This window comes from Paenibacillus sp. FSL W8-0919, assembly GCF_038003785.1.
Lineage (GTDB): Bacteria > Bacillota > Bacilli > Paenibacillales > Paenibacillaceae > Paenibacillus_AQ > Paenibacillus_AQ lactis.
The window spans coordinates 774,335-800,110 of the sequence record NZ_JBBOPV010000001.1; the positions used below are offsets into that span (position 1 = coordinate 774,335).

A 25,776-nucleotide genomic window follows, 5' to 3' on the forward strand; every position below is an offset into this window, starting at 1 on the left:
TGGCGTCACATGTCGGGAAATCAACCACATGAATGGCGCCGCGTAAGGGAGCAGGAAATCGCCTCGGGCGAGCCCGGCTGGGCATGATTCCAATGTAACAACTAACAACTACTGTACGACTATATCCTTTTTTAACACCAGGAGGTAATTACGATGAAAACGATGCAGCATACAACAAAATGGACCAAAACCTTGGTTGCGGCCGGCTTGGCAGGCATTCTGATGGTGTCCGCTTCCGGGCTTCCTTTCGCTCATGTCCATGCACAGGCCCAGGCCGCTTCCGGCAACGGACGGATCACGGCTCCCGCGCTTGCCGCGCCGCTGGTTACCAGCAAGACGCTCCAATCCACCGAGAAATGGCTCGAGGCCGATATCACCATTCCCGTATTCCAAGGGCTCGCCGACACCAAATATCAGGATCAGCTGAACGATATCATTGAATCCCATGCCTTCAAGGATCTCGCAATATGGGAACAGGAGGCCGCGGCATCCGCAGCTCTGGCCCAAAAGAACGGCTACGCCATGCATCCCTACCAGCTGCTGATTCAATATGAGCTGACATCAGACGGCTCGGACAACGGTCTGGTCTCCCTGAAAATCACGACGGAGGGGACCGGCATGAACAATCCGGATACCCGTATCGATACGTACAACTTCACGAATGAGGCCGAAGCGAAGCGCGTAACGCTTGCGGACCTGTTCGGCAGTAAGTACCCATCCATTCTGGATGCGCATATTAAATCCGCGATCGCTGCAGATCAAGAGCGCTATTTTGAAGGGGAGGACGGCTTTCAGGGTGTAGATCCCGAGCAGAGCTTTTACGTGAAGGACGGCAAAGCGTACATCGTGTTCCAAGAATACAGCATCGCCCCGGGATCGACCGGCACGCCCGAATTTGCCGTGAAGCTTCCGGACCGTAAGGAGGAAGTGCACGGAGCTGTCCAATCGATCATTCCTTCCGGCAAGCATTACATCGGCAAAGACGGCAAGATCATGGTGCCGTTGGCAAGCGCCCTGCGCCAGCTGCAGTTCGACGTTGCATGGAACGGCAAGCGCAAAGCCGCCGACATTTCGAAGGGTGCCCTTTGGAGCTCCATCAGCTTGAACAAGGACAGCTACTTCCTTGGAAAAAAAGCCCCCCGCAAGCTCGGTGCAGCACCGGAGATGAGAAACGGACACGTATACGTGCCGCTTGAGTTCCTGTCCGACATTCTGAATTTGAAGGTCAGCCAAGATAATAAGAACGGTCAGATCACAATCTCCGTCGCAGGAAAATAAAAAAACGCGCTTCAGTCCTTCTACACGCCCTCATATTACAGTACATTAAGAGACCGCCCGCATTCATTTGCGCGAGCGGTCTCTTTTTCACAGCCAAAATGCCTATTCTCTCGTCGAAGCGACGATGTTTAAGACACCTTCCGAACCGTCATCATTATAAACATACAGATGGTATTCGCCCCATGACTGCTTCCCTACGCCCTTTTCAAATACTCCCGGTAGCCCCACAGGGCTTCATCCAGCTGGCCTTCGCCTTCCAGCAGCACCATGACCGCATAAGAGATCATGTCAATCCATTCCTCGATTGTTTCCTCTTGGTCGGCCGTCAAGAGCCCATTCCTCCGCAGCATCCCCTCCGGATACACCGCCCAGGCCGTTGCCAGTTGGCAGATGCTCCAGAAGCAAGCGATGATCTCCCGATCCAGCGCCGGTTGGCCATGGTCATCAGCCAGCACCTCGATGATCTGCATCAACTCGTGAAAGTTCTCCTCCACCAGCTCGCCGTTGAACGGGCGCAGCATGCCGAGAAACCCGCGCTGCTTCTTCGGATGCTCGAGGTCTTCATGCACGAAAGCGTGACATTTCAGAAGGAATACGGCATGCTCTCGATCCATTTTGTTTCACCCCATGTTGTTTATGTATAAAGGAGAGCCTTTTATCCGCTGAACCATTTAAGCCTCTATTCCTCAAATACGAGCTTGCCGAACCGGGACGGAATATGGTAATTCACCTCTCCCGTCGGGCTCCACGCCTGAAATTCCTGCAAGCCCTGGGGATCCTCGTCTATACGGTAAAAGTTGACGTTCCAGCTCCCGCCCGCACGAGGCGGATTCCCGAAATTGACGGCCGGGATCGCGATGTCGTATATTCTTCGACCTTTGTCATCCTGCGTTACGGTAGTTTCAAGTCCGGCCAAATCCCACGCCACATCACTGGCGGTAATCGACTTCATGCCGTCGTTTTGGATCCGGGCGTCAAAAACAACATTATGCGGGCTGACCTCAAGCTCGATATATTCGCTCCCCGCTCCCGTCTCATCAATGAACAGCTCGACCACATCCTGCTCGTACAGCGGATCATCCCTGTGCCGATACTGGGATACAACATGAGAGTCTTGGCAGATAAACCGGACATGAAACCATTCCGGGCTCCAACAGGCCTGGACGCTTGTCTGTTCCTTCACAGGCTTTCCCGTCACGGTATCGGTCAGCTCCACCGCTTCACAGCGCTCCCAATCGATTGCGGCGCCGTCCTCTCCTGCCCCCCTGTAAACCGCGCGCTTGCAAGGATAAATCGGTACTGATGCCATCCTTCATCTCTCCTGTCCATATGAGCATTTAGCTTTATGATAATCGATCCAGATTCTGTTAACCATTCCTTGGTTAGAATAGTGATGAGAAAAATTCGAAAATCCCAGCTTTTACTCTGCGTCCTCATAGTGAAAAAAGGCGCATGCTGTGCTACAATAATGAAATTGTAAACTTCTAGGGAGGGTTATGGATTCGCCATGCTCATTATAGGTATCGCCGGCGGCACGGGTTCAGGCAAGACAACGGTTGCCCGCTCAGTCATCGACCGACTCGGCTCAGATAAAGTGACGTTCATTTCTCAAGACAATTATTACAAGGATCACCCGGAGCTCAGCTTCGAGGAGCGCGAAGCGATCAATTACGATCATCCGTTTGCCTTCGATAACGATCTGCTCATCGAGCATCTGGGCATCCTCAAGCAGGGCTTGCCGGCACAGGCGCCCGTGTACGATTTCACCAAGCATGCCCGCTTCAAGGATCAAACCGTGGAGCTTAAGCCCAACAACATTGTCATCATCGAGGGACTGCATGTGCTGTCCGATGAGAACCTTCGCAAGCTGCTGCACATTAAAGTATTCGTGGACACCGATCCCGATGTGCGCCTCCTCCGCCGGGTCGTCCGGGATATCGAGGACCGCGGCCGGACGATTCAGTCCATCCATAATCAATACCTGTCGACCGTAAAACCGATGCACGAAGCGTTTATCGAGCCTTCGAAAAAATACGCCGACCTGATTATTCCGGAAGGCGGACAGAATGAAGTCGGCATCCAGCTGCTATCCACCCTGACGGAAAAATATTTGACCGGCGACCGCTCGCTGTCCGGCGAATAGAAGCCCTTAAAAACGCATAACTGACCGTAGCTTTGCATAACAACAACGCCCGCATTTCCTATACAGGAAGGCGGGCGTTCTGATAACTGGAACACTATCGGCGGGTCATTGAGCGTATAGGGCATCATCGGCTATCTATCGCCTGAAGCAACCGCCCTTTACTGGCCGGTGTCGGCAATGACCAGCACATCCATATGCCTGGCCCGTCTCAGCAATTGCTTCACAAACCGCATTTGGGAGGAGCCAGGGAACCCTTTGCCCGGCGGCTGAGCAATAATAAGCTGGGTAGCCTTCACTTCATCAGCCGCCGCGATCAGAAGCGCAGGCAAGTCGTACGCTTGCTTTCCCTGCAGCTCCAGCGGACGAAAAATCCCCCCAAGCCGCTCCGTCATCGCCTGAAATGGATCCCTTCGTGCCGGCATGGACAGCTTGCCGTCTTCAGATCTATCCGGCAGCGGCGTTACATACCAGGCCGCCTTCAGCCGGTAGGCGATTCGAAAGCCGCGGCGAATGATTCGCTCCGACTCGGGACCGCTGCCGACGAGAACATAGATCACTTCCTCCCGTCGCCACGGTCCCCGCAGCGAGGCGCTTCGCTCAAGGGATTCCAACCGCTCATCCACGTCGTCGGCGATTTCCCTTAGCGCTAGTTCCCGCAGCGCAATCAGGTTTCCGGTCTTGAAGAAGGAGCCGAGCGCTTGCTTAATGTTCTCGGACGCATAGATTTTGCCCTCCCGCATCCTCTGCTGCAGGGTCTCGGGGGTGACGTCGATCAGTTGAACCTCGTCAGCCAGCTGCAGAATGCGATCAGGCACAGTTTCCCTGACGCGGACGCCGGTAACCTGCAGGACCGCATCGTTCAGGCTCTCCAGATGCTGCACATTCACGGTCGTAATGACGGAGATTCCGGCAGACAAGATATCAAGCACATCCTCATACCGCTTTTTGTTCCGGCTGCCGGGCACATTCGTATGGGCCAGCTCGTCGACCAGCACGACATCGGGCTTTCGCCGCAGGATCTCGTCGGTATCCATCTCTTCCAATCGCGTCCCGCGGTATTGCTTCGTCTTCCGCGGCATTACTTCCAGCTCGCCAACTTGAGATTGGGTTTCGGCGCGGCCGTGGGTCTCGAGGAGACCGACGATCACGTCCAGACCTTTTCGGCGCAGGTCGCCGCCTTCCCGCAGCATCGCATACGTTTTTCCAACGCCGGGGGCCGCGCCGATATACATCTTGAACCGCCCCCGCTTTGCCTGCTCGATCCGCTCATCGAGCTCGGTCCCGCTAAGCCGTTGAAACGCCCCTGCCCTCGGCGGATTCGGTTGAATCCGGGCGGGAATGATGCGCTCGCCGTTATGGGCTGTCCGGTCAGCCACCACGAGCAGGTCCACCCCTCGCATTTGCCGGAGCAGATCATGAATGACCGAGCCCTGCCACAGCTCTTGACTTCGGGTCTGCTTCGAATGTCCCAGCACGATCCGGGTGACATGCCGATCCAGTGCATACGTCAGGATCGCTCCTGCGAGTTTGCGCCGGGAGCGTAACGGAAGCTCCTCCAGGGTCGCTCCGATTCGCTCTGCCAGCTTCTGAAGGGAACTTCTGAAGGCGGCTTGCTCCTTCCCGAGCGTCGATCCGGGCTTCACGAACGTGACGACGAGCAGCTCGCCGTTCAGCCGCTTGGCAATCTGCTGGCCGCGACGCATATAGATGGATCCGTTCCAATGATACTGCGCTGCGACCAGGATCCGCTCGGCGGCGCCGGAAGGGCCTGTCAACCCACGCTCCCTCCGATGCCGCTCCAGCGAGCTGTTAACGCCCTCCGCTACCAGCCGAAGGGTAAGCTCTCTAAGCACGGCCAGATTGCCCCGCTCCCAAGCATCGCCGCCGGCAAGCAGACCGCTTTGCACCCGCTCCAGCATCGTCTCGGGCGTAACGTCGATCAGTACCACTTCGTCGGCGAACTCCAGCGTATCCGCAGGCAGCGAATAACCGGCCGTGACGCCCGTCAATCTGCTCGCGATATCGCCTACGTCCTTCAGCTCATAAGCATTGATCGTCGTAATAACGCTGATGCCGTGGCTAAGAAGAAAACGGATATCCTCTAGCCGGGTCTCGAACCTGGCTCCCTGGCGGTTCCGGTGCGCCAGACCGTCTACCAGCAGCACCTCCGGATTCCGCCGCAGCAGCCGTTCCAGATCCAGGTCCTTACGCTCATTCCCGCTTTCGAACCAGTGGATGCTGGACACCCGCTCCAACTCCCGGGCCTGCTCCACCGTATCAGGCCTCTGCATCGTTGATACGGCGGAGATGACAACATCGATCCCCTGCCGTTTCAGGCTCTGGCCTTCGCGGAGCATGTGATAGGTTTTGCCGGACCCGCTTACAGCTCCGATATAGACCTTGAGACGTCCTTGCCTCAGCTTTAAGATCGATCGCAGGATTTCCTCCGGCGATTTTCTTCGGTAGGGCTCAGTCAATGTTCCAAAAGCTCTTGCAGCGCCAGATTCAGCTTGAGCACATTGACACGGGGCTCGCCAAACACGCCGAAATCCCGCCCTTCCGTATGCTCCTTCACCAGTCGTTTCAACTCCGCTTCGGCAATTCCCGTCCGCTCGCTGACGCGCGGAATTTGAACTTCAGCCGATTTCGGCGTGATATGAGGGTCTAGTCCCGAGCCCGAGTTCGTGACGAGATCGATCGGAAGCTCTTGGACGGGAACGTTCGGGTTGTTCTTCTTCCACGCCTCGATCTCAGCCTTGGTCCGCTCCAGCATTTCCGGGTTTGACGGGGCATAGTTGTTGCTGCCGGATCCCGCCCCGTTATATTCGATGCTGGATAACCTGCCGTGGAAATATTTCGGATCCGGGAAGCTCTGACCGATCAATTCCGAGCCCACCACATTGCCGCTTCGATCCTCGATCAAGCTGCCATTGGCCTGCTTCGGCATCAGCAGCTGCGCGGCGCCTGTCGTTACGAGCGGGTACAGTAAGCCGCACAGAACAATAAAGACAAAGCTCGTTCTCACCGCAATCCCGACCGGAACGCGGATCGCCTCGGCTCGAGCGGAAACACGTCCAGAGGCTTTTTGCACAGGATGATTCATCATGGTTCTTCGATCCCTTCTGATTAGGTTCATCGCGATATTGTGACCGGCGGGCAAACTCTTGCATCCCTTGCTAGGACCGCCAAGGCGCTCGCCTTAAATCCATAGATGGACAATCATATCTATCAGCTTGATGCCGACGAACGGGACGATAACCCCGCCAAATCCGTAGACCAGCACATTGCGCTGCAGCAGCTTGGATGAGCTCATCGGCTTGTAGGACACGCCCTTCATCGCAAGCGGAATCAGCACTGGTATGATGATCGCATTGAAAATCAGCGCCGATAAAATCGCCGACATCGGGGAGCCGAGCCCCATAACATTAAGTGCGCCCATGCTTGGAATAGCCGCTGTGAACATGGCCGGAATAATTGCGAAATATTTGGCCACGTCATTGGCCACGCTGAACGTGGTCAAGGCACCGCGCGTCATCAGCACCTGCTTGCCAATGGCAACCACCTCGATGATTTTCGACGGATCGGAATCGAGATCCACCATGTTGGCCGCTTCTTTCGCGGCAACCGTGCCGCTGTTCATCGCTAGGCCGACATCGGCCTGCGCCAGCGCCGGAGCGTCGTTCGTCCCGTCGCCGGTCATAGCAACCAGCTTGCCCTCCGCCTGCTCCCGGCGGATGACCGCAATCTTATCCTCCGGTTTGCTCTCCGCAATGAATTCGTCGACGCCCGCCTCGCGGGCGATCGTCGCTGCGGTCAAGGGATTGTCGCCGGTGCACATAATCGTCTTGATGCCCATCCGGCGCAGCTGCTCGAACCGCTCCTTCATGCCCGGCTTCACCGTATCCTTCAGGTAGATCAAGCCGTAGAGCCGGTCGTCGACGGCAACCGCCAGCGGCGTGCCGCCCTCGGTGGCGATAGCATCGCTGCTTGGGATCAGATCTGCGGGGATTTCTCCTCCTTGTGCCTGCACCCAAGCTTTCACCGCGTCCACCGCTCCCTTGCGAACCTTCCGGCCATCCTTCAGATTCATGCCGCTCATCCGCGTCTCGGCCTTGAATTCGACACACTCGGCGCAGGACGCCACCCCTTCATCGAAGGCATATCCTTCCTTCTTCATCAGCTCCAGCACGGAACGGCCCTCGGGCGTCTCATCCAGCAGAGAGCTAACGGCCGCCCACTGGGCAACGGAAGCCAGCGATTCGCCGCCCACCGGAATGAATCGGCTGGCCATCCGGTTCCCGAATGTGATCGTTCCTGTCTTATCCAGAATCATCGTATTGATATCCCCGGCTGCTTCTACCGCCTTCCCCGACATCGCCAGCACATTGAACCGGGTGACCCGGTCCATCCCCGCAATGCCGATCGCTGACAGCAGACCGCCGATCGTCGTCGGAATGAGGCAGACAAGCAGCGAGATGAGCACCGGAACCGACAGCTCGATGCCGAGGTACTTCGCAATCGGCGCCAGTGTCACCACCACGATCAGGAAGATGAGCGTCAGTACGGTCAGAAGCGTGTTAAGCGCAATTTCGTTAGGCGTCTTCTGTCGGGAGGCTCCTTCAACAAGCGAGATCATCCGGTCCAGAAACGATTCTCCCGGATCGCTCGTAATCCGAATTTTGATCGTATCGCTAACCACGCGGGTGCCCCCGGTAACCGAGCTGAAGTCGCCACCGGCCTCTTTGATCACCGGCGCAGATTCGCCGGTGATGGCCGATTCGTCGACGGATGCCAGTCCCGCGATAACCTCGCCGTCGCCAGGTATCATTTCGCCTTGGGACACGATGACGATATCCCCTTTTCGCAGCTCGGTCGACGGAACTACCGTAACGCCGCCTCCTTCCGTTACTTTATTGGCCGTCATCTCCTTCTTGGACTGCTTCAAGGAATCGGCCTGCGCTTTTCCGCGCCCTTCCGCCATCGCCTCCGCGAAATTCGCGAACAGCAGCGTAAAGAGCAGGATCAGGAACACGGTCAGATTGAAGCCGATGCTGCTCTCCGTCCCAAAATAGGACGGAAACAGCGTCATCAGCAGCACCACGATCGTTCCGGCCTCCACCACGAACATGACCGGATTTTTCAGCATCAAGACAGGATTCAGCTTCACAACGCTGTCCTTCAGCGCCTGAACGACCATCGCTTTGGTCATTAAACGTTGTTTGGGGTTATTCATTGTCCTAAGTCACCTCTTCTATTTAACGAATCGTAAGATGCTCGGCAACCGGCCCGAGAACCAGTACAGGCAAAAAGGTCAGCGCGCCGATAATCAGCACGACGGCAATCAGAATGCCGGCGAACAACCCGTTATCAGTACGGAACGTTCCTGGGGTCTCCGGCACCCACTGTTTCCGCATCAGCGATCCGCCGACCGCCAGCAATGCGATCATCGAAATATAACGGCCGAGCAGCATGACCAGACCGGTTGTTACATTCCAAAACGGCGTGTTATCGGCAAGCCCTTCAAACCCGGACCCGTTGTTCGCCGCCGAAGACGTATATTCATACAACACCTGGGAGATGCCGTGGAACCCTGCGTTCGTAATGCCTGATTGACCCGCATCGGTCATCAACGCAAGCGCTGTCGGTGCCAGGATGATGAACGGGTGCACCAGGATCACGACGGCGATCAGCTTCATTTCCTTCGCTTCAATCTTCCTGCCAAGAAATTCGGGTGTTCGTCCGACCATCAGCCCGGCCAGGAATACGGCCAGAATCGCGTACATGAGCATGTTCATCAAGCCGACGCCCTTCCCGCCGAAGACGGAATTAAGCATCATTAGCGCTAGCGGCGTGATGCCCCCAAGCGGGGTCAGGGTATCGTGCATGTTGTTGACCGATCCGGTCGTGGCCGCCGTCGTGACGGTCGTAAACAAGGAGGATTGCGGAATGCCGAAGCGGACCTCTTTGCCTTCCATGCTGCCTTGGGACGAATCAATCCCGAGCCGGTTCAGCGCTGGATTCCCGCTTGATTCGGCCGCATAGTTCAGGGATAGAAAACCGATGAACAGCGTCATCATGACAGAGAACACGATCCAGCCCTGCTTGCGGCTCTTGGCGAACAATCCGAACGTATAGGGCAGGGCAGCCCCGAGGCTCCACATGCACAATATTTCGATCACGTTCGTCAACGGGGATGGATTCTCGAACGGATGCGCGGAATTGGCTCCCATATGGCCGCCTCCGTTCGTTCCCAAGTGCTTGATCGATTCAAGCGCGGCTACCGGGCCGACCGCAATCTGCTGCTCTGATCCCGAAAGGGTCGTTACGCTCATGGTCGGCTTTAACGTCTGCGGCACCTGCAGTGCCACCAGCAGCATGGCAATAAGGAAGGCCGCCGGGATAAACACCCGGGTCATGGCCTTCACGAAGTCTTCGAAGAAGTTGCCGACCGTAGCGCCTTTCGTCGTCACGGCCCGGATAAAGGCGATGGCAACGCACAGCCCGGTGGCGGCGGACGTGAACATCATCATCATGATCACGGCCATCTGGGAAAAGTAAGAGAGGCCCGACTCCCCGCTATAGTGCTGCAAGTTCGTATTGGTCATGAAGCTGATCATTGTATTGAGCGACAACGTCGGCTCCATGTTCTCGATGCCGTTCGGATTCCACGGCAGCACCTGTTGAAAACGGAGGATGGCATACCCTGCTCCGACCAGGATGATATTGGTGAGCAGGAAGCTGAGCGCATAGCCCTTCCAGCTCATCCCCCTGCGTTCCTTGAGTCCGATGAGGGCAAATATCGGGCGTTCCGCCCAGGAGAACCATTTGTCCGTGCCGCCGGGTTCATTGCGAAACACGAGATAGAGGTAGGTTCCAAGCGGCTTGACGAGCAGCAGCAGAACCAGGATGACGATGGCGATTTGTACGATGCCCATGATAAGCGGCTTCCTCCTTTATGTTGGAATCCTAAAATTTTTCGGGATGAATCAGCGCATAAACCAAATATAAAAATAACGCAGCGGTCAATATCAAAATCAGCGTCATGGCCTGTCACCCTCCGATTCTTGAATAACGCGGCCGCACCAGCTTATGAACAGCCGGAACAGCCCGTAGGCTGCACCTAGCAGAAGCAGCATATATACATCCTGCATTGTTATCCCTCCTTGGCGGTAAGCCGTAAAAACAGCTCTTTCCGGTAGCTAGTCTAAAAGCGCGGCGATCAGGAAATCGACGCGGTCATGATTCGTGTGCAGCACGACATCCGCGCCAAGCCCTCTGTAAATCAGTCTCGGATTGCCGGAATTTGTAATAACATAGATCGAAGCCGAGGTCCATGTCCGGCATATTCGCAAGTAGCGGCAGCAGAGGTTCAAACTGTTCTCGAACAGAAACACCTTGCCGATCGGCCGTTCGGGAAGCACCCAGGTCTGCTCGTCTCTCGTGTCGAGCATGATGACATCCTTGCATCCGAGCCTGCTCGCCCTCTCCCCCTCTGCAGGGTTGTTTGCCAGAACGGCGAACGGGATCTCCCTTAAGAGCAATTGGCGGATGAATGCCTCTCCGGCCTTGGTCGGCGCGGATATCAGAATCGTGTCTTGCTTTTTTTCCATACGTTCTCCTCCTCGTGTCCGTCGGAGAAGGCAACAAAAAAGAAGCCTCGGGAGGAGAAGAACTCTTCCCGCGGCTTCTTCCTAAAGGCACGGCGAAAAACACCGCGGCTTCGTCAAGTCACGACAATCGTTGCCTCTCTCGATACGCTTACGAGGTTAGCTGACGGATTCGGGCGTGAGAGTCGCCCTACCCATAGACCGTTATCTTGTCTATGGGATTCACCCCGGAGAGAACGCGCGAAATCGCGTCTCCCGATTGGTTCCCCCGCTCCTTTTTCATTCAAGGACTCAGCGAAAATGAATCTAGCGAGCTGCATGTATTCGGTTAATGGTTGACCCTGATGTTTTCGAAAACTGTCAAAGCGGCCCGGCCGAGGGTCAAGCGGTGAGAGGCACTTGACGCAAGTACGAGCCGAAGGACCCCATAGCGGTCTCCGGCATACGCGCTTTTTTCCGATGGAAGGCCGCAGCTCCCACACTGGCCGGCTTCCACGGCGGTATCAGGCCGCCCTGCCAGCTTCCGGAAATCATCCGGTCAATTCATAGTTCGTATCATACGACCGGCGATTCGGGAAGTAAATGCAGACGAAAACCCGTGTAACGTATTATGGAACAGGTGCAATCCGGAAAGTCCTCTTCATCCCCGATTATCTTCTCCATACTCGATATCCCTCTCTATTTCGCCATTTCTTAGCAATAAAGCGATATAAGGCGATGGAATGGCAATAATGAATGCCATTCCCAAATGTACGCGCTTTCCTTCGCTGTTTTCACGTTTTTTCAGAAAATAACGGCCACAAATCGGAATTTACTTTTTCCGACCTTTCGAACCGTTTCCCCACCGAAATCGCCAGCGGTATTTCGCTTCCCAATCACTTGAACATATTCCTCAGCACCATCATCAGATTGGCCGGCTTCTCTGCAATGCGGCGGGTAAAATACGGGTACCACATCGTGCCGTACGGCATGTAGCATCTTATTCGATAACCGTCCTGCGCTAGCCGGGCCTGGTCCTTCATGCGCAGCCCATACAGCATTTGAAACTCGAACGCATCCTTCTTGATCCGGTTCTGCTCTGCAAATACTTTGACCCAATCGATGATGTTGTTATCGTGGGTCGCGACAGCGGTATAGGCTCCTTGGTCCAGCTGAAGCTTGATTAAATTTTTATAATTGCCGATGATCTCCTGCTTCTTCTGATACGCAATCGTTCCCGGCTCCTTATAAGCTCCCTTGACCAGCCGGAGTTTCACCCCTTCCTTCATTAGCATCCGGACGTCCTCCTCCGACCGGTACAAATAGGCCTGGATGACCGTTCCCACATTGGTCAGCCCCTCCTTATGAAGCCGCAGCGTCATATCGATCGTGGCCTGCGTGAATAGCGAGTCCTCCATGTCCAGCCGTACGAAGTTGCCATGCCTTTGGGCCGCCCGGACCACCGTTCTAATGTTCTCGTATGCTGCCTGCGGGTCGAGCGCCAAGCCCATCTGCGTCGGCTTCAGGGATACGTTCGATTGCACTCCCCGGTTGGCGATGCCCTCCACAAGCCGAATATACTCCTCCCGGTAGGCCGAAGCCTCCGTCAGCGAAGTAATGCCCTCTCCCAGATGGTCCAGCGTTACCAGGATTCCCTTCCCGTTCAGCCTTTCGATCTCATCGAGTGCCTCTTCCAGCGTATCTCCCGCAATGAATCTGCCCGCTAGTTTCTTGCCGTAACGAATCGAAAGCCATTTCACCAGCCGGTTCCCCGACACCGTCAACACGACTTTCCGGTAAAGCTCGGTCCCGTCCATGCATGCCTCACCCTCTTCTCGGAGTAAAATGCGCTCTACCTTAACTCATATGCAAAAAAGGTCGCATCATGCGAAGAGGACATTCCTTCGGCTTGGTGGGAGTTTCCGCTAAAATGGAAAAGCGACTTCGGAAGGGAAAGAAACACACGTTAAAAAACGCTCGGAGAAATCTCCGAGCGTCCAAGCGCGTTTGTTCATTGCTGACGTTACGGCTGTGCTTCAAGCAATTCTATGGTTCACGCCCCAATCTGCACTTGAGGGAGCGCCTAGCCTCATTACTGCCCTTCCCTTGCCTGACCCGTAATCGGCTTCAGCCCCGGGTCTCCAAAGGATACATTGAACGATTGGGCCAAATGAAGCCCGTCTTCTGTAAAGTCAGCCTCCACGGTCAGGCGGAACGGCGTCTCGACCGCTCGAAGCGTGATCACCAGATTGCCGTTGTCATTCCACGTCATGGAGGAGCATACCTTGCCCTCCTCCATCCGGAACAGTCTTGTCGTGCCTTCCACCCATGCGTTCCGGCCAAGCGTGAGCGATTCGAGGCCGTAGTGCGCTTCGATCTCCAGCACGGCTTCTTCCTCCGAGAAACGAACGCAGAAGGTACGGAGCTTCTGCTCATTCTCCTCGAGCTCGAACACGATTCCGGAAACATCCTGCTCCCGCGTGGAGGAGGCCGCGAATTTCGGCGGCTGCACATTCAGCGCTCCGAGCGTGCCGGAGAGCGAGGCTTCCGCTCCTTCATCCGCCGGTAAAGCATCCGGCTCAAAGGCCGGCACCAGATGCTCCCATATGCTGTTCAGAACGGCCTGCATATCATTCAAGCCCGAGGTGATGGCGATCACCGCTTCCAGCTCCGGGTGAACGATGCAGTATTGGCCGAATGCGCCGTCACCGCGGTAGGCGCCATGCCGGCATCTCCAGAACTGGTAGCCGTAGCCTTCCGTCCAATCGGAGGAGCCGTCTGCCGGCCCGTTCGAAATCTGCTTCGATGTCGCTTCGAGGACCCACGCCTCGGGAATGAGGCGCTTGTCTCCCCAAACACCCTTCTGCAAATACAGCTGACCGAACTTTGCAATATCCTCCGTCTTCAGCTTGAGTCCCCAGCCGCCGGCATTGATGCCCCGCGGACAGTTCTCCCATGTGGCCCCGTGAATGGCGAGCGGTTCGAAGAGCCGAGGCTCCAAATACTCCAGCAGCGACTGGCCGGTCGTCTTCTGCAAAATCGCCGAGAGCATATACGTAGCGGCACTGTTATACACGAAGTGGGTCCCAGGCTTATGCTCCACAGGCTGCTTGAAGAAGTCGGCTGCCCAATCATCGGATTCCAGCGGCGGTTCCGCCGCATGGCCGGTCCCCATTACAAGCAAATCCCGCACAGTCATCGCCGCCAGGTTGGGAGATGGATCTTCCGGCGCATATTCCGGGAAGAAGCTGATCACTTGATCCGTCAAGGCGATGCGGCCTTCCTCAGCGAGGAGTCCGATCGCAGTTGAGGTAAAGCTCTTGCTTAACGAGAACAGCATGTGCGGAAGCTCGGGCCCGTACGGATCCCACCAGCCTTCCGCAATGACATGACCGCGTCGCAGCAGCATAAAGCTGTGCAGCTCTAGTCCTTGATCCTGGACCGAACCGATAAAGCGCTCGATGGCCCGCGAGGAAATGCCTTGGCGTTCGGGGGTGCTTCTTGACAATGATTGAACCGTGTCCATACTCATAAAAATCCGCCTCTCCCTGTATATTGCAAGTGATCGATCATCCTGTCAGAACCATTATACACCAGATTCTGAAACCGCTTCATCATATCGAATCGGTCGAAAGCCATGGCGCTCGCTGATCTCGATCAAGTCCTCCTGCATCAGAAAGGCAGCCTCTGCATCACGCCCGCGCGCAAGCTCCTCGCCGTCGACCCAAGCGTTGCCGCACTGCGTCATCTCCTCCGAATAGAGTGCCGGATGAGACAGAAAGAAGTATTGCTCGTCTGTGAGCCTGCTGAGCACAGCTTCGAATTGCGGGACGGAAGAAGGGACGCCGCCAGGGAAAAAGTTATAGTAATACCGGTGATTGATCAGTCCTTTGCTTGCAATCCAGCGGTCCAGCTCTTCCTGAAGCCCGGGGACGAAGCGCTCCGGTAGCATATGCGAATCCGCATACGTTATGCGAAAGCCCAGCGCCGTCAGCTTATCCAGCTGCGCGCTGCACTCGGCCGCAATCTCCTCCAAGGCCGGAGGGGATTGCTTGAACATCGACGGATCCTGATAGAAATATCCGCTTGGGTCCACAAGCGAAGGAACCTGTTCCTTCGCCGAAACAGGTCCCCATCTGATGTGATCCCACTCCGCATTCAGCGTCATGTGGAATCCGAAGCATATGTCATCGCGGTGGGCCAGCAGCTCGGCCGCTTCCGCAGCATACGGCCCCGGCGCCATTACGGATACGTTTTTGATAAATCCGGCGTCTACGGTTCTGGCAATCGCCAGATTGGCCGAACGGCTCGAGCCCAAATCATCCGCTCTGGTAATGATCCGCCTCATTTAACCGCACCTGCAGCAATCCCTTTGATGATATACTTTTGCGCGAAAATGTAGAAGATGACCACCGGGATAATCGTTAAGGTCAGGCCGGCCATCGCCTGGTTCCATACGATCGTGAATTCCCCGAAGAAGTAGAACGTCGAAAGCGGAATCGTCCGCAGCCCTTTATCCGACAGCGTCAGGGACGGCAGCAGATAGTCATTCCACAGGGCGATCACGTTCAAAATCGCTACCGTTACGGTGATGTTCTTCAGCAGCGGAAATACGATTCTCCAGAATACGCCCAGCTTGGAGCAGCCGTCCAGCGTCGCGGCCTCTTCCAGAGCGACCGGTACCGACTTGATAAAGCCATGGTATAGGAAGACTGCCATGCTCGAGGTAAAACCGACATTCATATAGATCAAGCCCTCATGCGTATTCAGCATCGGAATATGCAGATTGCTGCGGATCCAGTCCATCACCTGCATAAGCGGCATCATCAGCGTCTGGAACGGAATGAGCATCGTCGCCACGAACGTGAAGAAAATGATTTTGCTCAGCTTGTTATCCGTCCGCACCAGCATCCATGCCGTCATGGAAGCCAGGACGATGACAAGAATCACCGAGACAACCGTCACGTAGAGCGAGTTGCCCAGCGCCGTAAAGAAATTCATCTTCTCCATCGCCGACTTGTAATACTCGAAGCTGAAGGACGATGGAAGCGCGAGCGCGTTCTCATACAGCTCCGCACGGTCCTTGAACGAGTTAATCAGCATGATGAAGACGGGAGACAGGAAGACGATCGCGAAGAGAAGCAGTACGATATCGAGCAGCCATTTGCCTGTTTTCTTCATCACATCTGCACCTCTCTTCTCTTCGTAATGATCACTTGGGTCAAGGTAAGCCCGGCTACGATCAGGAAGAAGATGATCGCTTTCGCCTGGCCTATGCCGTAATTGCCGTAAGCGAATATTTCATTGAAAATATTCATCGCAAACATCTCGGTCGCGTTATTCGGACCGCCCTTGGTCAGGGACAGGTTCACGTCGTAGATTTTGAATGCGCCCGACAGCGTCAGGAACAGACATATCGTGAACGATGGCATCAGGAGCGGGAAGACGATGCTCTTCAGTCGCTGCCACAGGCTCGCGCCGTCGACTTTGGCCGCTTCCATCAATTCATCCGGGATCCCCTGGATGCCGGCAATGTAGATGATCATGGTATAGCCGGCAAGCTGCCAGGTAAATACGACAACGATCGCATAAAGCGAGAACTGCGGATGCAGGAGCCAGTTGAAGAAGATACTGCCGAGCCCGGTTTTCTCCCCAAGGAAGCTAAAGGCATCGGTGAAAATGAACTGCCAGATATAACCGAGAATAAGGCCGCCGATCAGGTTCGGCATAAAGAACATCGTCCTTGCGGCATTACGCGAGCGAAGCTTGGTCGTCACTAGCAGCGCGAATCCCAGGCCCAGGATATTGACGCATACCAGCGCCAGAAGCGTAAACTGCACGGTGTGCCAAGCCGATGACAGGAAGCGTTCGTCCTGGAAGATCTGGACATAATTGTCCATGCCCACAAATACTTTCGGATTGGCCGGAATTCCGTCCCACTGGACGAAGGAGTAATAAATCCCGATGATGAACGGGATGATGACCACGGTCGTGAAAATAAACAAAAGCGGTACCGTGAACAGGGCAAACCAGGCTTTGTCCTTTCCTTTGCTCATAATCCATACCTTCTTTCTGTCCCGGATGATCCCCGTGGTAAGGCATCACCTTGATACTTGCAATTGCTGTGTTTTTCGTTTAAACGAGCCCGGTCGGGGACGTTTCTGGCCCCTTCCGAAGCCGTTGTGCTATGCATGCTGGTGGGAGTAGATGATGTTCGTTACCCGATACTTCGAGCTTGAAAAAACAAAAGCCTAACGCTCAGAGTCAATTCGGAACGTCAGAGGCTAGGCTTTCGTTATGATGAAATTGTTTAGATCACCGCTCGTTCACGAGCGCTTGCTGTATCCCTTATTTCGAGGCTTTCGCCCAAACCTCATCCAGCTTCTGCAGGAATTGCTCGCCTGTCATATCCTTGTTCATGAAGAATTCCTGAGTAGCCGGCGCCAAGTCGTTCGTAATGATGCCGGACGGGAAGTAGTTCAGCGCCCAAGGGATCGTCTGGCCGCTGTTCGTCGCTTCATGCACGGCCTGGGACAACGGGTCCAGGTTGCCTGCCTCGATGTTGGTCAGCGCCGGAATGAACTTGAAGTCGTCGACGATCGCTTTTTTACCGGTATCGCTGGTGAAGAGCCAGTTCAAGAATGCGTTGGCTGCTTTCACTTCGTCCGCATCGGCCTGGTTGTTGATCACCCAGTAGCTCGCAACCCCGACCGCAAGTTTGTCGTTGCCTGCCAGCGGGAACGGCATCATGCCGATTTTCGAATCCATATCCCCGAAATCGGCGAGCATGGAATAGCTCCAGTTGCCTTGGTGAACCATCGCCGTTTTGCCTGTTGCGAAATCACCCATTTGGCTGTCGTACTTCACTTCCATCGGGTTTTTGGCATTGGCTTTGATCGCGTCCATGAATTTCGCCCATTCCTGGAATTCCTTCGTATCCGCCATCTTCACTTCGCCTTTGTTCAGCTGGTCGATAAAGGCCAGCGGATCGGACTGAAGCGCGAACGGAGTATTCAGGATATGCCCGATCAGAAAGTAAGCTTCCTGCGACAGGCTCAGCCCGTTCTTGCCTTCTGCCTTCATCTGCTCCAACAGCTTCGTGAACGAATCCAGGTCCTTCACGTTTGCCGGATCGACGAGATCCTTGTTGTACACGAGGCCGAAGCCTTCAACGCCGTAAGGAACGCCGACCGTCTTGTCTTCCACCTTCAGCTCCATGTCAGGCGCGATATTTTTGACGTATTCCTCACCGCTCAAGTCCGTAAAGTAAGATTTCAATTTCTCCGATTCAGGCCCCGGCGCTACGCTGAAAATCGTAGGGCCTTGATTGCTGCCAAGCTTCGCTACCAGCTGCTGCGAATAAGCATCGCCGGCGGCTCCCCATACTTCAACCTCATTGCCGGTTTCTTCTTTATAGGTCTTAACCAGTGCTTCAAGAGGCTCCGTAATTTCAACCTTCGATTGGAAGAGTGTTATTTTCTTTAGTTTGTCTCCTCCGGATGCTGCTCCCGAATCTTTGTCGGCTGTACCGGAAGTGCCGCCGCAGGCCGCCAATGTGGCCACCAAAGCCGTTGCAGTCAGTACGCTTAATACCTTTTTTACTTTTTTCAAGTGACACGCCTCCCCCGTAAGGACTCAATAAAGTAAAACGTTTACAACCCAATCATAGGCCTGTTATGCGCTCATGTCAATAAAAATTGTACGCGTTTTCATAAAATATTAAGTAAAATATTTAGTAAAATATATTACTTTTTACTAGAATAGTTCGTAAAACTTTATTTAACGGTCTTTCTCCACTGAATGGTGGCACTTAATTTAAAAGGCTCCTTGCCAGTCGTCCCCTTAATCATGCCGAGCAGCTCCTTGGCGGCCAAATAACCGCTCTCATAACGCGGGATCGCAATCGTCGTCAGGCCTGCCATGGCCGCCGCGTCCGAGTTGTCAAAGCCGGTAACGGAAATATCCTCCGGCACGCGGAGCCCGTTCTCCTCGAAAGCCTTGATCGCCCCAAGCGCCATATTATCATTCGCGCATACCAGCACTTCCGGAAGCGAGTTCCCGAGAATCAGAATTTTGGCTGCCTGATATCCGCTCTCTTCGCTGTAGTCCCCATGGAAGTAGTTGCGGCGGTCAAAGAGGATCCCATTCTTCTCCAGCGTATCGACGAATCCGGCGTACCTCTCTTTATGGTCAAGCGTAAACTCGAGACCGCCCATAAACCCGAAACTGCGGAACCCCTTATCCACCAACGCCTGCACCATATCGCACATCACCGGATAATTGTCGACAAGGACGCTTTTGGTATTGGCAAATGCATTATCGATAATGCGGTCCATGAGCACGACAGGGAATTGAGGGGTCGCCACGGAGATTAAATAATCGTCCGTCATATGCCGATCCAGGCTTATGGTACCGCTTGCAAATTTGCTGCGCATGAAGTTCGCGCTCGATTTGCTGGTGCAGATGATCAGATCATAGCCGTTCTCCGTCAGGCAGTGGCTGATGCCCTTAATAATTTTCAAATAATAGTCGCGGTCGAAATCGCTGAATACAAAGATGATCGTGTTGCTGTGATCGGATTTGGCCGCCTTGTTCGGAAAATAACCTTGCTCCGAGCAGATCCGAAGCACCCGTTCCCGGGTGTCCTTGCCAACGTTCTTCCGTCCGTTGAGCACATTGGATACCGTCGAAACCGAGACCTCCGCGAGCTTGGCAATTTCCTTTAAACTACTCATGATTCCAGTCCCCCTCCAAACGCTATGTAATTTTAATATAACATGGTTTTATTTTTAATAAAATTTACTTGTTCTGGGTAAACGAATTTTTTTGCCGGAAGCTTCCCCCTGTCACTATATACTTCCGGACCGAACAGCTCTTTTTTTATCAAGCAAAAGGAGCCGCGCTGCTTGAGAAATCCGATTGAAGTTTTCAATCGGATGCAATAACAAAGAAACCGTGGCCCCATTAGCCACGGTTTCTTTTCACGCTATGCACTTCTTATCTCGAAATATGGCCCGCTGAAGGCTGCAGAAAGTCCACGATCTCCGGGGCCAGCACCTCCGGCGCCATGACGACAGCCGAATGGTCTTGGCCTGGAAGCATGCGGTGTTCACAATGCGGGAGCAAGCCGGCCAAAGCGCTGGCAGCGTTATGGAATAAAGCCCCGCTGTTCGCGCCCGTCATTACCATCACCGGGGCACTGACCTCCCACCGGTCCGTAGGCAATGGTTGACCGGATTGCGTATTTCCCATAATCATTCCGTCGTAAGCCAGCGTATGCGCTAAACCCTCCATCGCCTTCCAGGATGGGTCTGCCTTCATGAATTCGATGTATTCGCCCGGAATTCCCAGTGCGGCTGTCATGTAGTATTCTACCGCTTCGCTTCGTTGGTTCCCGGCCATCAATGCATTCAAGTGCTGCACGTATTCCGGCGGTACCGGAGCACGGCTGTCATCGATGATAAACGGCGGTTCGTATAGAAACAGCTTGCTAACTTTACCGCTGCCGAGGCTGCTGGCTGCATCCAGGGCCAGAACGGCCCCCGATGAGCTCCCGAACACATAGGCGCTGCCGCCCGCCTCCTGGATAAGGGCTTCCAGGTCTTCGATCTCGCGTTCAACTGCATATGGAGCCGTATCCGCGCTGTCGCCGCGCCCTCTCCGATCGTAATTGTAGACGGTGAAATGCTCGGACAGCAGCTCGGCAAGGCGCGATCCGTCGTTGTGATCCGCAGCGGCGGAGGACACAAGCACGATTGCCGGTCCCGTACCCTTTTTCTCATAAAAAATCCGTGTACCGTCTTTCGAAATCACATGGCTCATCCCAATTCCTCCTTGTTATGGTTGATTAATTATGTACTGCATTTGATGCTCGAATCTTTCCAGCGTCTCCTGGTATCCTTCCACCATGCCCATGGGCTCCGCCTGATCCAGATCCTCTGCGCTTGCAAACTGAGTGATAATGCTCAGCCTTGTTCCACCCCTTGCCTCGTCGAATGTGACGGACGTCAGCATATCGCTTCCCTCGACGGGGTTCCACTGCGAGTCTGTAAATGTGTCATTGTAGACAAGCCTCGACCATTCCACCACTTCGGTATAAATCGCCTTGCAGAATGCCGTATCTCCCTCACCGGCCGTATCGGGCGCAATCCGGTAGCGCCAAGCGCCGCCCGGTCTTACATCCATTTCGTACACCGTGGCGGTCCAGTTCCTCGGCCCCCACCAGCGTTCGATGTGCTCAGGCTTGGTCCAGCCTTCCCAGGAAAGCTTCAGGGGGATGGAAACGATGCGTTCCACCGTCAGCTTTCGCTGTTCTCTGTCTTTCGTAATGGTTGTCTTCCTGCCCATGTGAATCCCTCCCGTCTATTCGGCTCTGCCCCGGCAGAGCCCTTCCTGTGGATCTAGCAAAAAAGTCAATTAACTCTCCTTTCCGTTCAAGTCGCTCATATAGTCTTCGAAATTGTCGAGTCTCTCTTCCCACAGGCGGCTGAAGGAGTCGAGCCACTCGTCCAGTTCCTGGAACGGACGGGCTTCAAGACTATAGATGCGCTGCTGCGCATTCTTGCGGACCTTCACCAATCCCGCTTCGTTCAGGATCCGCAAATGCCGGGATACTTGCGGCTGACCGATGTTAAGCAGCTCTACGAGGTCACTTACCGAACGCGGTCCTTGCTTTAATAGCTCGATAATGTTAAAACGGTTCGGTTCCGAGATCGTAGACAGGGTTAATTGCATTGCTGAAGTGTTCATGATTGAAATATACACCAATTTGTATATACGTGTCAACGAATATATTGGCGTAAACATTATTTTTCTTTCAAATGCCTCCCGTCAGCCTCTTCTTCTCAGCATCGTTAACCGGGCGGATCTTCCCTGGTGAGTGCTCAGTGCTCTATCCTATATCAAAGAGAAAAAGACAGCCCGATCGGGCTGCCTCCCCCTAAAATGAACTGCTTACGAGAAATTGAAATCCCGTCGCGCCATTACCCTTTTATGCCTCTTTTATGCCTGCACATTAGGGCTGAATGGACACGTCGTGCAGCTGCATTATGCCATTCGGGTGCCTCCAGAATCCTTGCACCTTGCTGCTAACGCCGTTCAAATACTCCTGGTGGTGAATGTAGAGCATCGGTGCGAGTTCGACCAGCTTCTCCTGGGCCTGCTTATAGATCGCCTTGCGTTTCTCCGGATCGTTCTCCTTGCGTCCGGCATCGAGCAGCTGATCCAATTCAGGGTCATTGGTAAAGGTTCGGTTGCCCGGCTCTCCGGCGTTCTTCGAGTGAAACAGCTCATACATTCCGTAGTCGGCATCGGCCGTGACCGTGGACCAACCGAGCACGAACATATCATGCTTGCCCTCTGCCGTTTGGGCGAGGTAAGACCCCCACTCCACCACTTCGATTTTGACGTCGATGTTCAATTCTTTCAGCTTGGACTGGACGTACTCCGCGATCTTGATCCGTTCCGGATTGTCGTTCGTCCAGATGGACGTCGAGAAGCCTTGTTCATAGCCGGCCTCCTTCAGGAGCTCCTTCGCCTTATCCATATTGTATTCAATCGGCTTCACGCTCGGATCATAGCCGTTCACGTCCGGGGCTAGCGGGCCGACGGCCGGAATTCCCGTTCCTTCGTAGATGCCCTGCATAATTTCGTCTTTATTGATGGCCATCGTCAAGGCTTGCCGCACGCGAATATCGTTAAACGGCTTCTTATTGTTGTTGAACCCGATATAAGACAAGCTTAACGACGATTGCCGATTCAGCGACATTCCGTCATTGCTCTCAATCCGGCTGATGCTGCTTGGCGATACCGGATCGATGATATGGGCATATCCGGTCTCCAGCTCCGCAATCCGCGTCCCCTCTTCGCTGACGACCTTGAACGTCACCCGGTCCACCTTCGCCTTGGTTCCCCAGTGGTCCGGGTTGGCCGCAAGCTTCACCTCTGAGCCCGGATTCCAGCTCTCCAGCTTAAAGGTCCCCGTGCCGACCGGATTTTGGGCGAGATAAGCACCGGCCTTTTCGCCGGCATTGACCTTCTCATAATCCAGCTTGATCGCCTCCGCGCTGATTATGCCGACGGCCGGATGGGCGAGATGGGCGAGCAGCGGCGAGTAAGGATACTCGGTTATAAGCTGAACCGTGTGTTCATCCACGACCTTGACCTCTTTAATCATAGCGACGAGCGAAGCCCGCGGCGATGCGACCTTCGGATCCTGCATACGATCCAGATTGGCCTTCACCACTTCGGCATTAAAAGGCGATCCGTCCGTAAATTTCACGCCTTGTCTCAGCTTGAACTCCCACGTTAATTCATCGACAGCCTCCCAGCTCTCGGCAAGCCCCGGCTGGAAGTTCAGGTCTTTATCATGCACCAGCAGCGTGTTATAGATATGCGATGTCACGATGCTGCTTTGCTGGTCTGTCGACATGTGGGGATCCATCGACGCCGGATCCGAAAGCCAGGCTATCACAAGCTCATTAGCTGCCGCCTCCCCGGTATCCTTGCCGGTGTCCGTGCCGGGGTCCTTGTTGTCCGTCCCGGAAGGCGGCGTTGTTGTTCCGCCGCTTGGCGGCGTCTCCGGGTTAGCGCTCTTGCCGCCGCCTGCGCAGGCCGACAGCAGCAGCGTAAAGATGACCAGCATGCAGATCAGCCACCATTTTGTCCTCTTGTTACCTGTCATAGTAAACATCCTCCCCCTTCTTGCGATAAATAGGAAAATATTTCATGCACAGTTAACATATATTTTACTATTTGATATTTATACGAGGATTTTGCAAAAATCCAAAGATCGACTTTCCATCAGCTATATTGCATATTCCTGATACCAGCTAGATATTAATCCAACATCCGCATGCGCATGTTAGCAACAATTCTCAAATTCATATTTTGGAGAAAGGATGATTCCCCATGGATAACCTGACCGCTGATGCTAGAACAACACAGCAGCCCGGCCTGCATGAGGCTCACAGGACTAGATGGAAATCTTTCTATTATCGGTTGAGGAAGAATAAAGCGGCATTATTCGGAGGCTACTTTCTCCTATTCGTCATCCTCGTTGCGATAATCGGTCCGCTATTGACCCAATACGACCCGAGCAAAATCGACTATACGGCCAAATTCCTGAAGCCATCCGCCGATCATTGGTTCGGCACGGACCATAATGGACGAGATATCTTCACCCGCATCATTCACGGCATGCGGCTGACGCTGTCGGTCGGCTTCGTCTCCGTCATCATCGGCGCCGCGTTCGGGATCGTGCTCGGGATTGTTTCGGGGTATTACGGGGGCAAATGGGATACGTTCATCATGCGGATCACCGACGTGATGCTTGCATTCCCCGGCATACTGCTTGCCCTGGCGATCGTCAGCGTTCTTGGCAAAAATCTGTTCAATGTCATCATCGCCGTCAGCATTTTCTCCATCCCCATGTTCGCCAGGGTCGTGCGCGGCTCCACCCTTGCCGTACGCCGGCTGGAGTACATTGATGCCATGCGCTCGCTCGGCGCCAGCGACCGGCGGATTATTTTCGGCCACATACTGCCGAATATCCTGTCGCCGATCATCGTACAGGCTACGCTCCGGATTGCCGTTGCTATTCTGACGGCTAGCGGGCTCTCCTTCCTCGGGCTCGGGGCCCAGCCGCCCACGCCGGAATGGGGGGCCATGCTGAACGACGGCCGCAACTATATTACCGACCATCCGCATGTCGCTTTGTTCCCCGGCTTGTCGATCGTGCTTGTCGTCATTGCCTTCAATCTGCTGGGCGACGGACTGCGGGACGTCCTTGACCCGAAATTAAAAAAATTATGAAGGGAGCTGCCGGGCCATGCTCAAGTATTCCGTTCGGAGACTGATTCAGACGATTCCCGTGATCATCGGCGTCACGATTGTCGTCTTCCTGCTCATGCATCTCATTCCCGGGGACGCGGCACAGGTCATCATCGGGGAAGGCGCGCCGAGAGAGCAAGTCGAACAGATCCGGGAAAATCTCGGACTCAACGATCCGCTGCCGCTTCAGTATTGGAACTATGTCAGCGGGCTGCTTCAGGGGGATCTGGGCGACTCGATCCGCAGCAGCCGGCCGATTGCCGATGAGATTTTCACCAGCCGGTTCTGGATTACGTTAGAGCTCGCCGTGTATAGTACGATTCTGGCCGTGTTTCTCGGCATCCTCGCCGGCATCATCTCCGCCGTCAAGAAAAGCTCCCCCGCCGACATCGGGGTCATGTTCATCGCCCTGTTCGGGCTGTCGATGCCGAATTTCTGGCTCGGTCTGATGCTGATCCAATATTTTGCAGTGGATCTCGGCTGGTTCCGTCCCTCCGGCTGGGGCACCTGGTCGCAGACCGTCCTGCCCGTCATTACCCTTGGGACCGGCGGTGCCGCGATCATTGCGCGGATGACCCGCTCCAGCATGCTGGAGGTGATCAGCCAGGACTATATCCGCACAGCGCGGGCGAAGGGCGTTCGGGAACGCGTCATCATCTACCGGCACGCGCTGAAAAATGCAATGATTCCGGTCATCACCGTCATCGGGCTCGAATTCGGCGGACTGCTTGGCGGCGCCGTGCTAACCGAATCCGTATTCGCGGTCAATGGCATGGGCCGTTATGTGGTCGATTCCATCAGGGGCAGGGATTTCCCGGTCGTGCAGGCTACGGTGCTGGTGCTCTCGGTCATGTTCGTGCTCGTCAACCTGCTCGTGGACATCTCCTATCGGTATTTCAACAAACGCATTGATTTCGATTGATCGACGAATTCGAAGAG

At 54.8% G+C, this 25,776-nt stretch carries 23 protein-coding genes and 1 riboswitch; of the genes, 4 read left to right on the forward strand and 19 right to left on the reverse strand.

The features are described 5' to 3' along the window. Positions 1-153: 153 nt before the first annotated feature. Complete coding sequence (locus tag NST44_RS03295; RefSeq protein WP_210094248.1) at positions 154-1,278, forward strand: stalk domain-containing protein; 1,125 nt, start codon at positions 154-156, stop codon at positions 1,276-1,278. A gap of 194 nt (positions 1,279-1,472) precedes the next feature. On the opposite strand, the gene NST44_RS03300 is transcribed toward NST44_RS03295, so the two are convergent. Together NST44_RS03300 and NST44_RS03305 are read right to left on the reverse strand one after the other, a co-directional pair. Then, positions 1,473-1,892, reverse strand: a complete 420-nt coding sequence (locus tag NST44_RS03300) for a hypothetical protein (protein ID WP_340897814.1) — start codon at positions 1,890-1,892, stop codon at positions 1,473-1,475. A gap of 65 nt (positions 1,893-1,957) precedes the next feature. Further along, positions 1,958-2,587 (reverse strand): carbohydrate-binding family 9-like protein, encoded by a 630-nt coding sequence (locus NST44_RS03305; protein WP_340897815.1) that lies wholly within the window; start codon positions 2,585-2,587, stop codon positions 1,958-1,960. Between the two features lie 198 nt (positions 2,588-2,785). Between NST44_RS03305 and udk the strand changes: the two genes are divergently transcribed. Then, positions 2,786-3,421: a uridine kinase gene (gene udk, locus NST44_RS03310; protein ID WP_007130673.1), complete on the forward strand. Its 636-nt coding sequence runs from the start codon at positions 2,786-2,788 to the stop codon at positions 3,419-3,421. Between the two features lie 158 nt (positions 3,422-3,579). Here the strand turns inward: udk and NST44_RS03315 are convergent, their stop codons facing one another. The 17 genes from NST44_RS03315 to NST44_RS03390 all read right to left on the reverse strand — a co-directional run bounded on the left by NST44_RS03315 (position 3,580) and on the right by NST44_RS03390 (position 23,689). Further along, positions 3,580-5,898, reverse strand: a complete 2,319-nt coding sequence (locus NST44_RS03315; protein WP_340897816.1) for a histidine kinase — start codon at positions 5,896-5,898, stop codon at positions 3,580-3,582. Beyond that, entirely contained in the window at positions 5,895-6,524 is a 630-nt protein-coding gene (gene kdpC / locus NST44_RS03320) for a potassium-transporting ATPase subunit KdpC (protein ID WP_340901414.1), read from the reverse strand. Before kdpC ends, NST44_RS03315 begins: the two co-directional genes overlap by 4 nt. 96 nt (positions 6,525-6,620) lie before the next feature. Then, positions 6,621-8,654, reverse strand: coding sequence for a potassium-transporting ATPase subunit KdpB (gene kdpB / locus NST44_RS03325; protein ID WP_007130677.1), 2,034 nt, complete (start codon positions 8,652-8,654; stop codon positions 6,621-6,623). Positions 8,655-8,676: 22 nt separating this feature from the next. Further along, positions 8,677-10,356: a potassium-transporting ATPase subunit KdpA gene (kdpA, locus tag NST44_RS03330; protein ID WP_340897818.1), complete on the reverse strand. Its 1,680-nt coding sequence runs from the start codon at positions 10,354-10,356 to the stop codon at positions 8,677-8,679. A 31-nt stretch (positions 10,357-10,387) separates the two neighbouring features. After that, positions 10,388-10,465 carry a K(+)-transporting ATPase subunit F gene (kdpF, locus tag NST44_RS31025; RefSeq protein ID WP_077570726.1) on the reverse strand — a complete coding sequence of 26 codons (78 nt, stop codon included), beginning with the start codon at positions 10,463-10,465 and terminating at the stop codon, positions 10,388-10,390. 155 nt (positions 10,466-10,620) lie between these two features. Continuing rightward, a complete protein-coding gene (locus NST44_RS03335) occupies positions 10,621-11,031 on the reverse strand; it encodes a hypothetical protein (protein WP_340897820.1) in 411 nt (136 codons plus the stop codon). A 129-nt stretch (positions 11,032-11,160) separates the two neighbouring features. Beyond that, positions 11,161-11,335: riboswitch (cyclic di-AMP (ydaO/yuaA leader) on the reverse strand. A 568-nt stretch (positions 11,336-11,903) separates the two neighbouring features. Beyond that, the gene (locus NST44_RS03340; protein WP_340897821.1) at positions 11,904-12,824 is read right to left on the reverse strand and encodes a proline dehydrogenase family protein; all 921 of its coding nucleotides are present in this window, start codon (positions 12,822-12,824) and stop codon (positions 11,904-11,906) included. A 275-nt stretch (positions 12,825-13,099) separates the two neighbouring features. Then, positions 13,100-14,539, reverse strand: coding sequence for a serine hydrolase domain-containing protein (locus NST44_RS03345; RefSeq protein ID WP_340897822.1), 1,440 nt, complete (start codon positions 14,537-14,539; stop codon positions 13,100-13,102). A gap of 54 nt (positions 14,540-14,593) precedes the next feature. Further along, on the reverse strand, positions 14,594-15,355 hold the full coding sequence (locus tag NST44_RS03350; RefSeq protein WP_340897824.1) for a ChbG/HpnK family deacetylase: 762 nt from the start codon (positions 15,353-15,355) through the stop codon (positions 14,594-14,596). Then, positions 15,352-16,188, reverse strand: coding sequence for a carbohydrate ABC transporter permease (locus tag NST44_RS03355; RefSeq protein ID WP_077570263.1), 837 nt, complete (start codon positions 16,186-16,188; stop codon positions 15,352-15,354). The genes NST44_RS03350 and NST44_RS03355 overlap by 4 nt, the downstream gene beginning before the upstream one ends. Further along, complete coding sequence (locus NST44_RS03360) at positions 16,188-17,063, reverse strand: carbohydrate ABC transporter permease (RefSeq protein ID WP_007130685.1); 876 nt, start codon at positions 17,061-17,063, stop codon at positions 16,188-16,190. Before NST44_RS03360 ends, NST44_RS03355 begins: the two co-directional genes overlap by 1 nt. A gap of 292 nt (positions 17,064-17,355) precedes the next feature. Next, positions 17,356-18,618: an ABC transporter substrate-binding protein gene (locus NST44_RS03365; protein WP_007130686.1), complete on the reverse strand. Its 1,263-nt coding sequence runs from the start codon at positions 18,616-18,618 to the stop codon at positions 17,356-17,358. 164 nt (positions 18,619-18,782) lie between these two features. After that, positions 18,783-19,742, reverse strand: a complete 960-nt coding sequence (locus NST44_RS03370; protein ID WP_007130687.1) for a LacI family DNA-binding transcriptional regulator — start codon at positions 19,740-19,742, stop codon at positions 18,783-18,785. 262 nt (positions 19,743-20,004) lie between these two features. After that, positions 20,005-20,829, reverse strand: a complete 825-nt coding sequence (locus NST44_RS03375; RefSeq protein WP_007130688.1) for an alpha/beta fold hydrolase — start codon at positions 20,827-20,829, stop codon at positions 20,005-20,007. 15 nt (positions 20,830-20,844) lie between these two features. After that, positions 20,845-21,354 carry an SRPBCC family protein gene (locus NST44_RS03380; protein WP_007130689.1) on the reverse strand — a complete coding sequence of 170 codons (510 nt, stop codon included), beginning with the start codon at positions 21,352-21,354 and terminating at the stop codon, positions 20,845-20,847. A 69-nt stretch (positions 21,355-21,423) separates the two neighbouring features. Then, positions 21,424-21,756 (reverse strand): ArsR/SmtB family transcription factor, encoded by a 333-nt coding sequence (locus tag NST44_RS03385; protein ID WP_100085238.1) that lies wholly within the window; start codon positions 21,754-21,756, stop codon positions 21,424-21,426. Between the two features lie 265 nt (positions 21,757-22,021). Continuing rightward, entirely contained in the window at positions 22,022-23,689 is a 1,668-nt protein-coding gene (locus NST44_RS03390; RefSeq protein WP_210094254.1) for a glutathione ABC transporter substrate-binding protein, read from the reverse strand. A gap of 227 nt (positions 23,690-23,916) precedes the next feature. Here NST44_RS03390 and nikC point away from each other — a divergent pair, with 227 nt between their 5' ends. Beyond that, a complete protein-coding gene (gene nikC, locus NST44_RS03395; RefSeq protein WP_007130692.1) occupies positions 23,917-24,819 on the forward strand; it encodes a nickel transporter permease in 903 nt (300 codons plus the stop codon). 16 nt (positions 24,820-24,835) lie between these two features. Next, on the forward strand, positions 24,836-25,759 hold the full coding sequence (locus NST44_RS03400) for an ABC transporter permease (RefSeq protein ID WP_028404120.1): 924 nt from the start codon (positions 24,836-24,838) through the stop codon (positions 25,757-25,759). The last annotated feature ends 17 nt before the right edge of the window (positions 25,760-25,776 follow it).

Excerpts from the sequence above, each read along its gene's own strand:
- NST44_RS03295 (WP_210094248.1), top strand. The coding sequence starts at position 154 with ATGAAAACGATGCAGCATACAACAAAATGGACCAAAACCTTGGTTGCG.
- NST44_RS03300 (WP_340897814.1), bottom strand. The coding sequence starts at position 1,892 with ATGGATCGAGAGCATGCCGTATTCCTTCTGAAATGTCACGCTTTCGTG.
- NST44_RS03305 (WP_340897815.1), bottom strand. The coding sequence starts at position 2,587 with ATGGCATCAGTACCGATTTATCCTTGCAAGCGCGCGGTTTACAGGGGG.
- udk (WP_007130673.1), top strand. The coding sequence starts at position 2,786 with ATGCTCATTATAGGTATCGCCGGCGGCACGGGTTCAGGCAAGACAACG.
- kdpC (WP_340901414.1), bottom strand. The coding sequence starts at position 6,524 with ATGAATCATCCTGTGCAAAAAGCCTCTGGACGTGTTTCCGCTCGAGCC.
- kdpB (WP_007130677.1), bottom strand. The coding sequence starts at position 8,654 with ATGAATAACCCCAAACAACGTTTAATGACCAAAGCGATGGTCGTTCAG.
- kdpA (WP_340897818.1), bottom strand. The coding sequence starts at position 10,356 with ATGGGCATCGTACAAATCGCCATCGTCATCCTGGTTCTGCTGCTGCTC.
- kdpF (WP_077570726.1), bottom strand. The coding sequence starts at position 10,465 with ATGACGCTGATTTTGATATTGACCGCTGCGTTATTTTTATATTTGGTT.
- NST44_RS03335 (WP_340897820.1), bottom strand. The coding sequence starts at position 11,031 with ATGGAAAAAAAGCAAGACACGATTCTGATATCCGCGCCGACCAAGGCC.
- NST44_RS03340 (WP_340897821.1), bottom strand. The coding sequence starts at position 12,824 with ATGGACGGGACCGAGCTTTACCGGAAAGTCGTGTTGACGGTGTCGGGG.
- NST44_RS03345 (WP_340897822.1), bottom strand. The coding sequence starts at position 14,539 with ATGAGTATGGACACGGTTCAATCATTGTCAAGAAGCACCCCCGAACGC.
- NST44_RS03350 (WP_340897824.1), bottom strand. The coding sequence starts at position 15,355 with ATGAGGCGGATCATTACCAGAGCGGATGATTTGGGCTCGAGCCGTTCG.
- NST44_RS03355 (WP_077570263.1), bottom strand. The coding sequence starts at position 16,188 with ATGAAGAAAACAGGCAAATGGCTGCTCGATATCGTACTGCTTCTCTTC.
- NST44_RS03360 (WP_007130685.1), bottom strand. The coding sequence starts at position 17,063 with ATGAGCAAAGGAAAGGACAAAGCCTGGTTTGCCCTGTTCACGGTACCG.
- NST44_RS03370 (WP_007130687.1), bottom strand. The coding sequence starts at position 19,742 with ATGAGTAGTTTAAAGGAAATTGCCAAGCTCGCGGAGGTCTCGGTTTCG.
- NST44_RS03375 (WP_007130688.1), bottom strand. The coding sequence starts at position 20,829 with ATGAGCCATGTGATTTCGAAAGACGGTACACGGATTTTTTATGAGAAA.
- NST44_RS03380 (WP_007130689.1), bottom strand. The coding sequence starts at position 21,354 with ATGGGCAGGAAGACAACCATTACGAAAGACAGAGAACAGCGAAAGCTG.
- NST44_RS03385 (WP_100085238.1), bottom strand. The coding sequence starts at position 21,756 with ATGAACACTTCAGCAATGCAATTAACCCTGTCTACGATCTCGGAACCG.
- NST44_RS03390 (WP_210094254.1), bottom strand. The coding sequence starts at position 23,689 with ATGACAGGTAACAAGAGGACAAAATGGTGGCTGATCTGCATGCTGGTC.
- nikC (WP_007130692.1), top strand. The coding sequence starts at position 23,917 with ATGGATAACCTGACCGCTGATGCTAGAACAACACAGCAGCCCGGCCTG.
- NST44_RS03400 (WP_028404120.1), top strand. The coding sequence starts at position 24,836 with ATGCTCAAGTATTCCGTTCGGAGACTGATTCAGACGATTCCCGTGATC.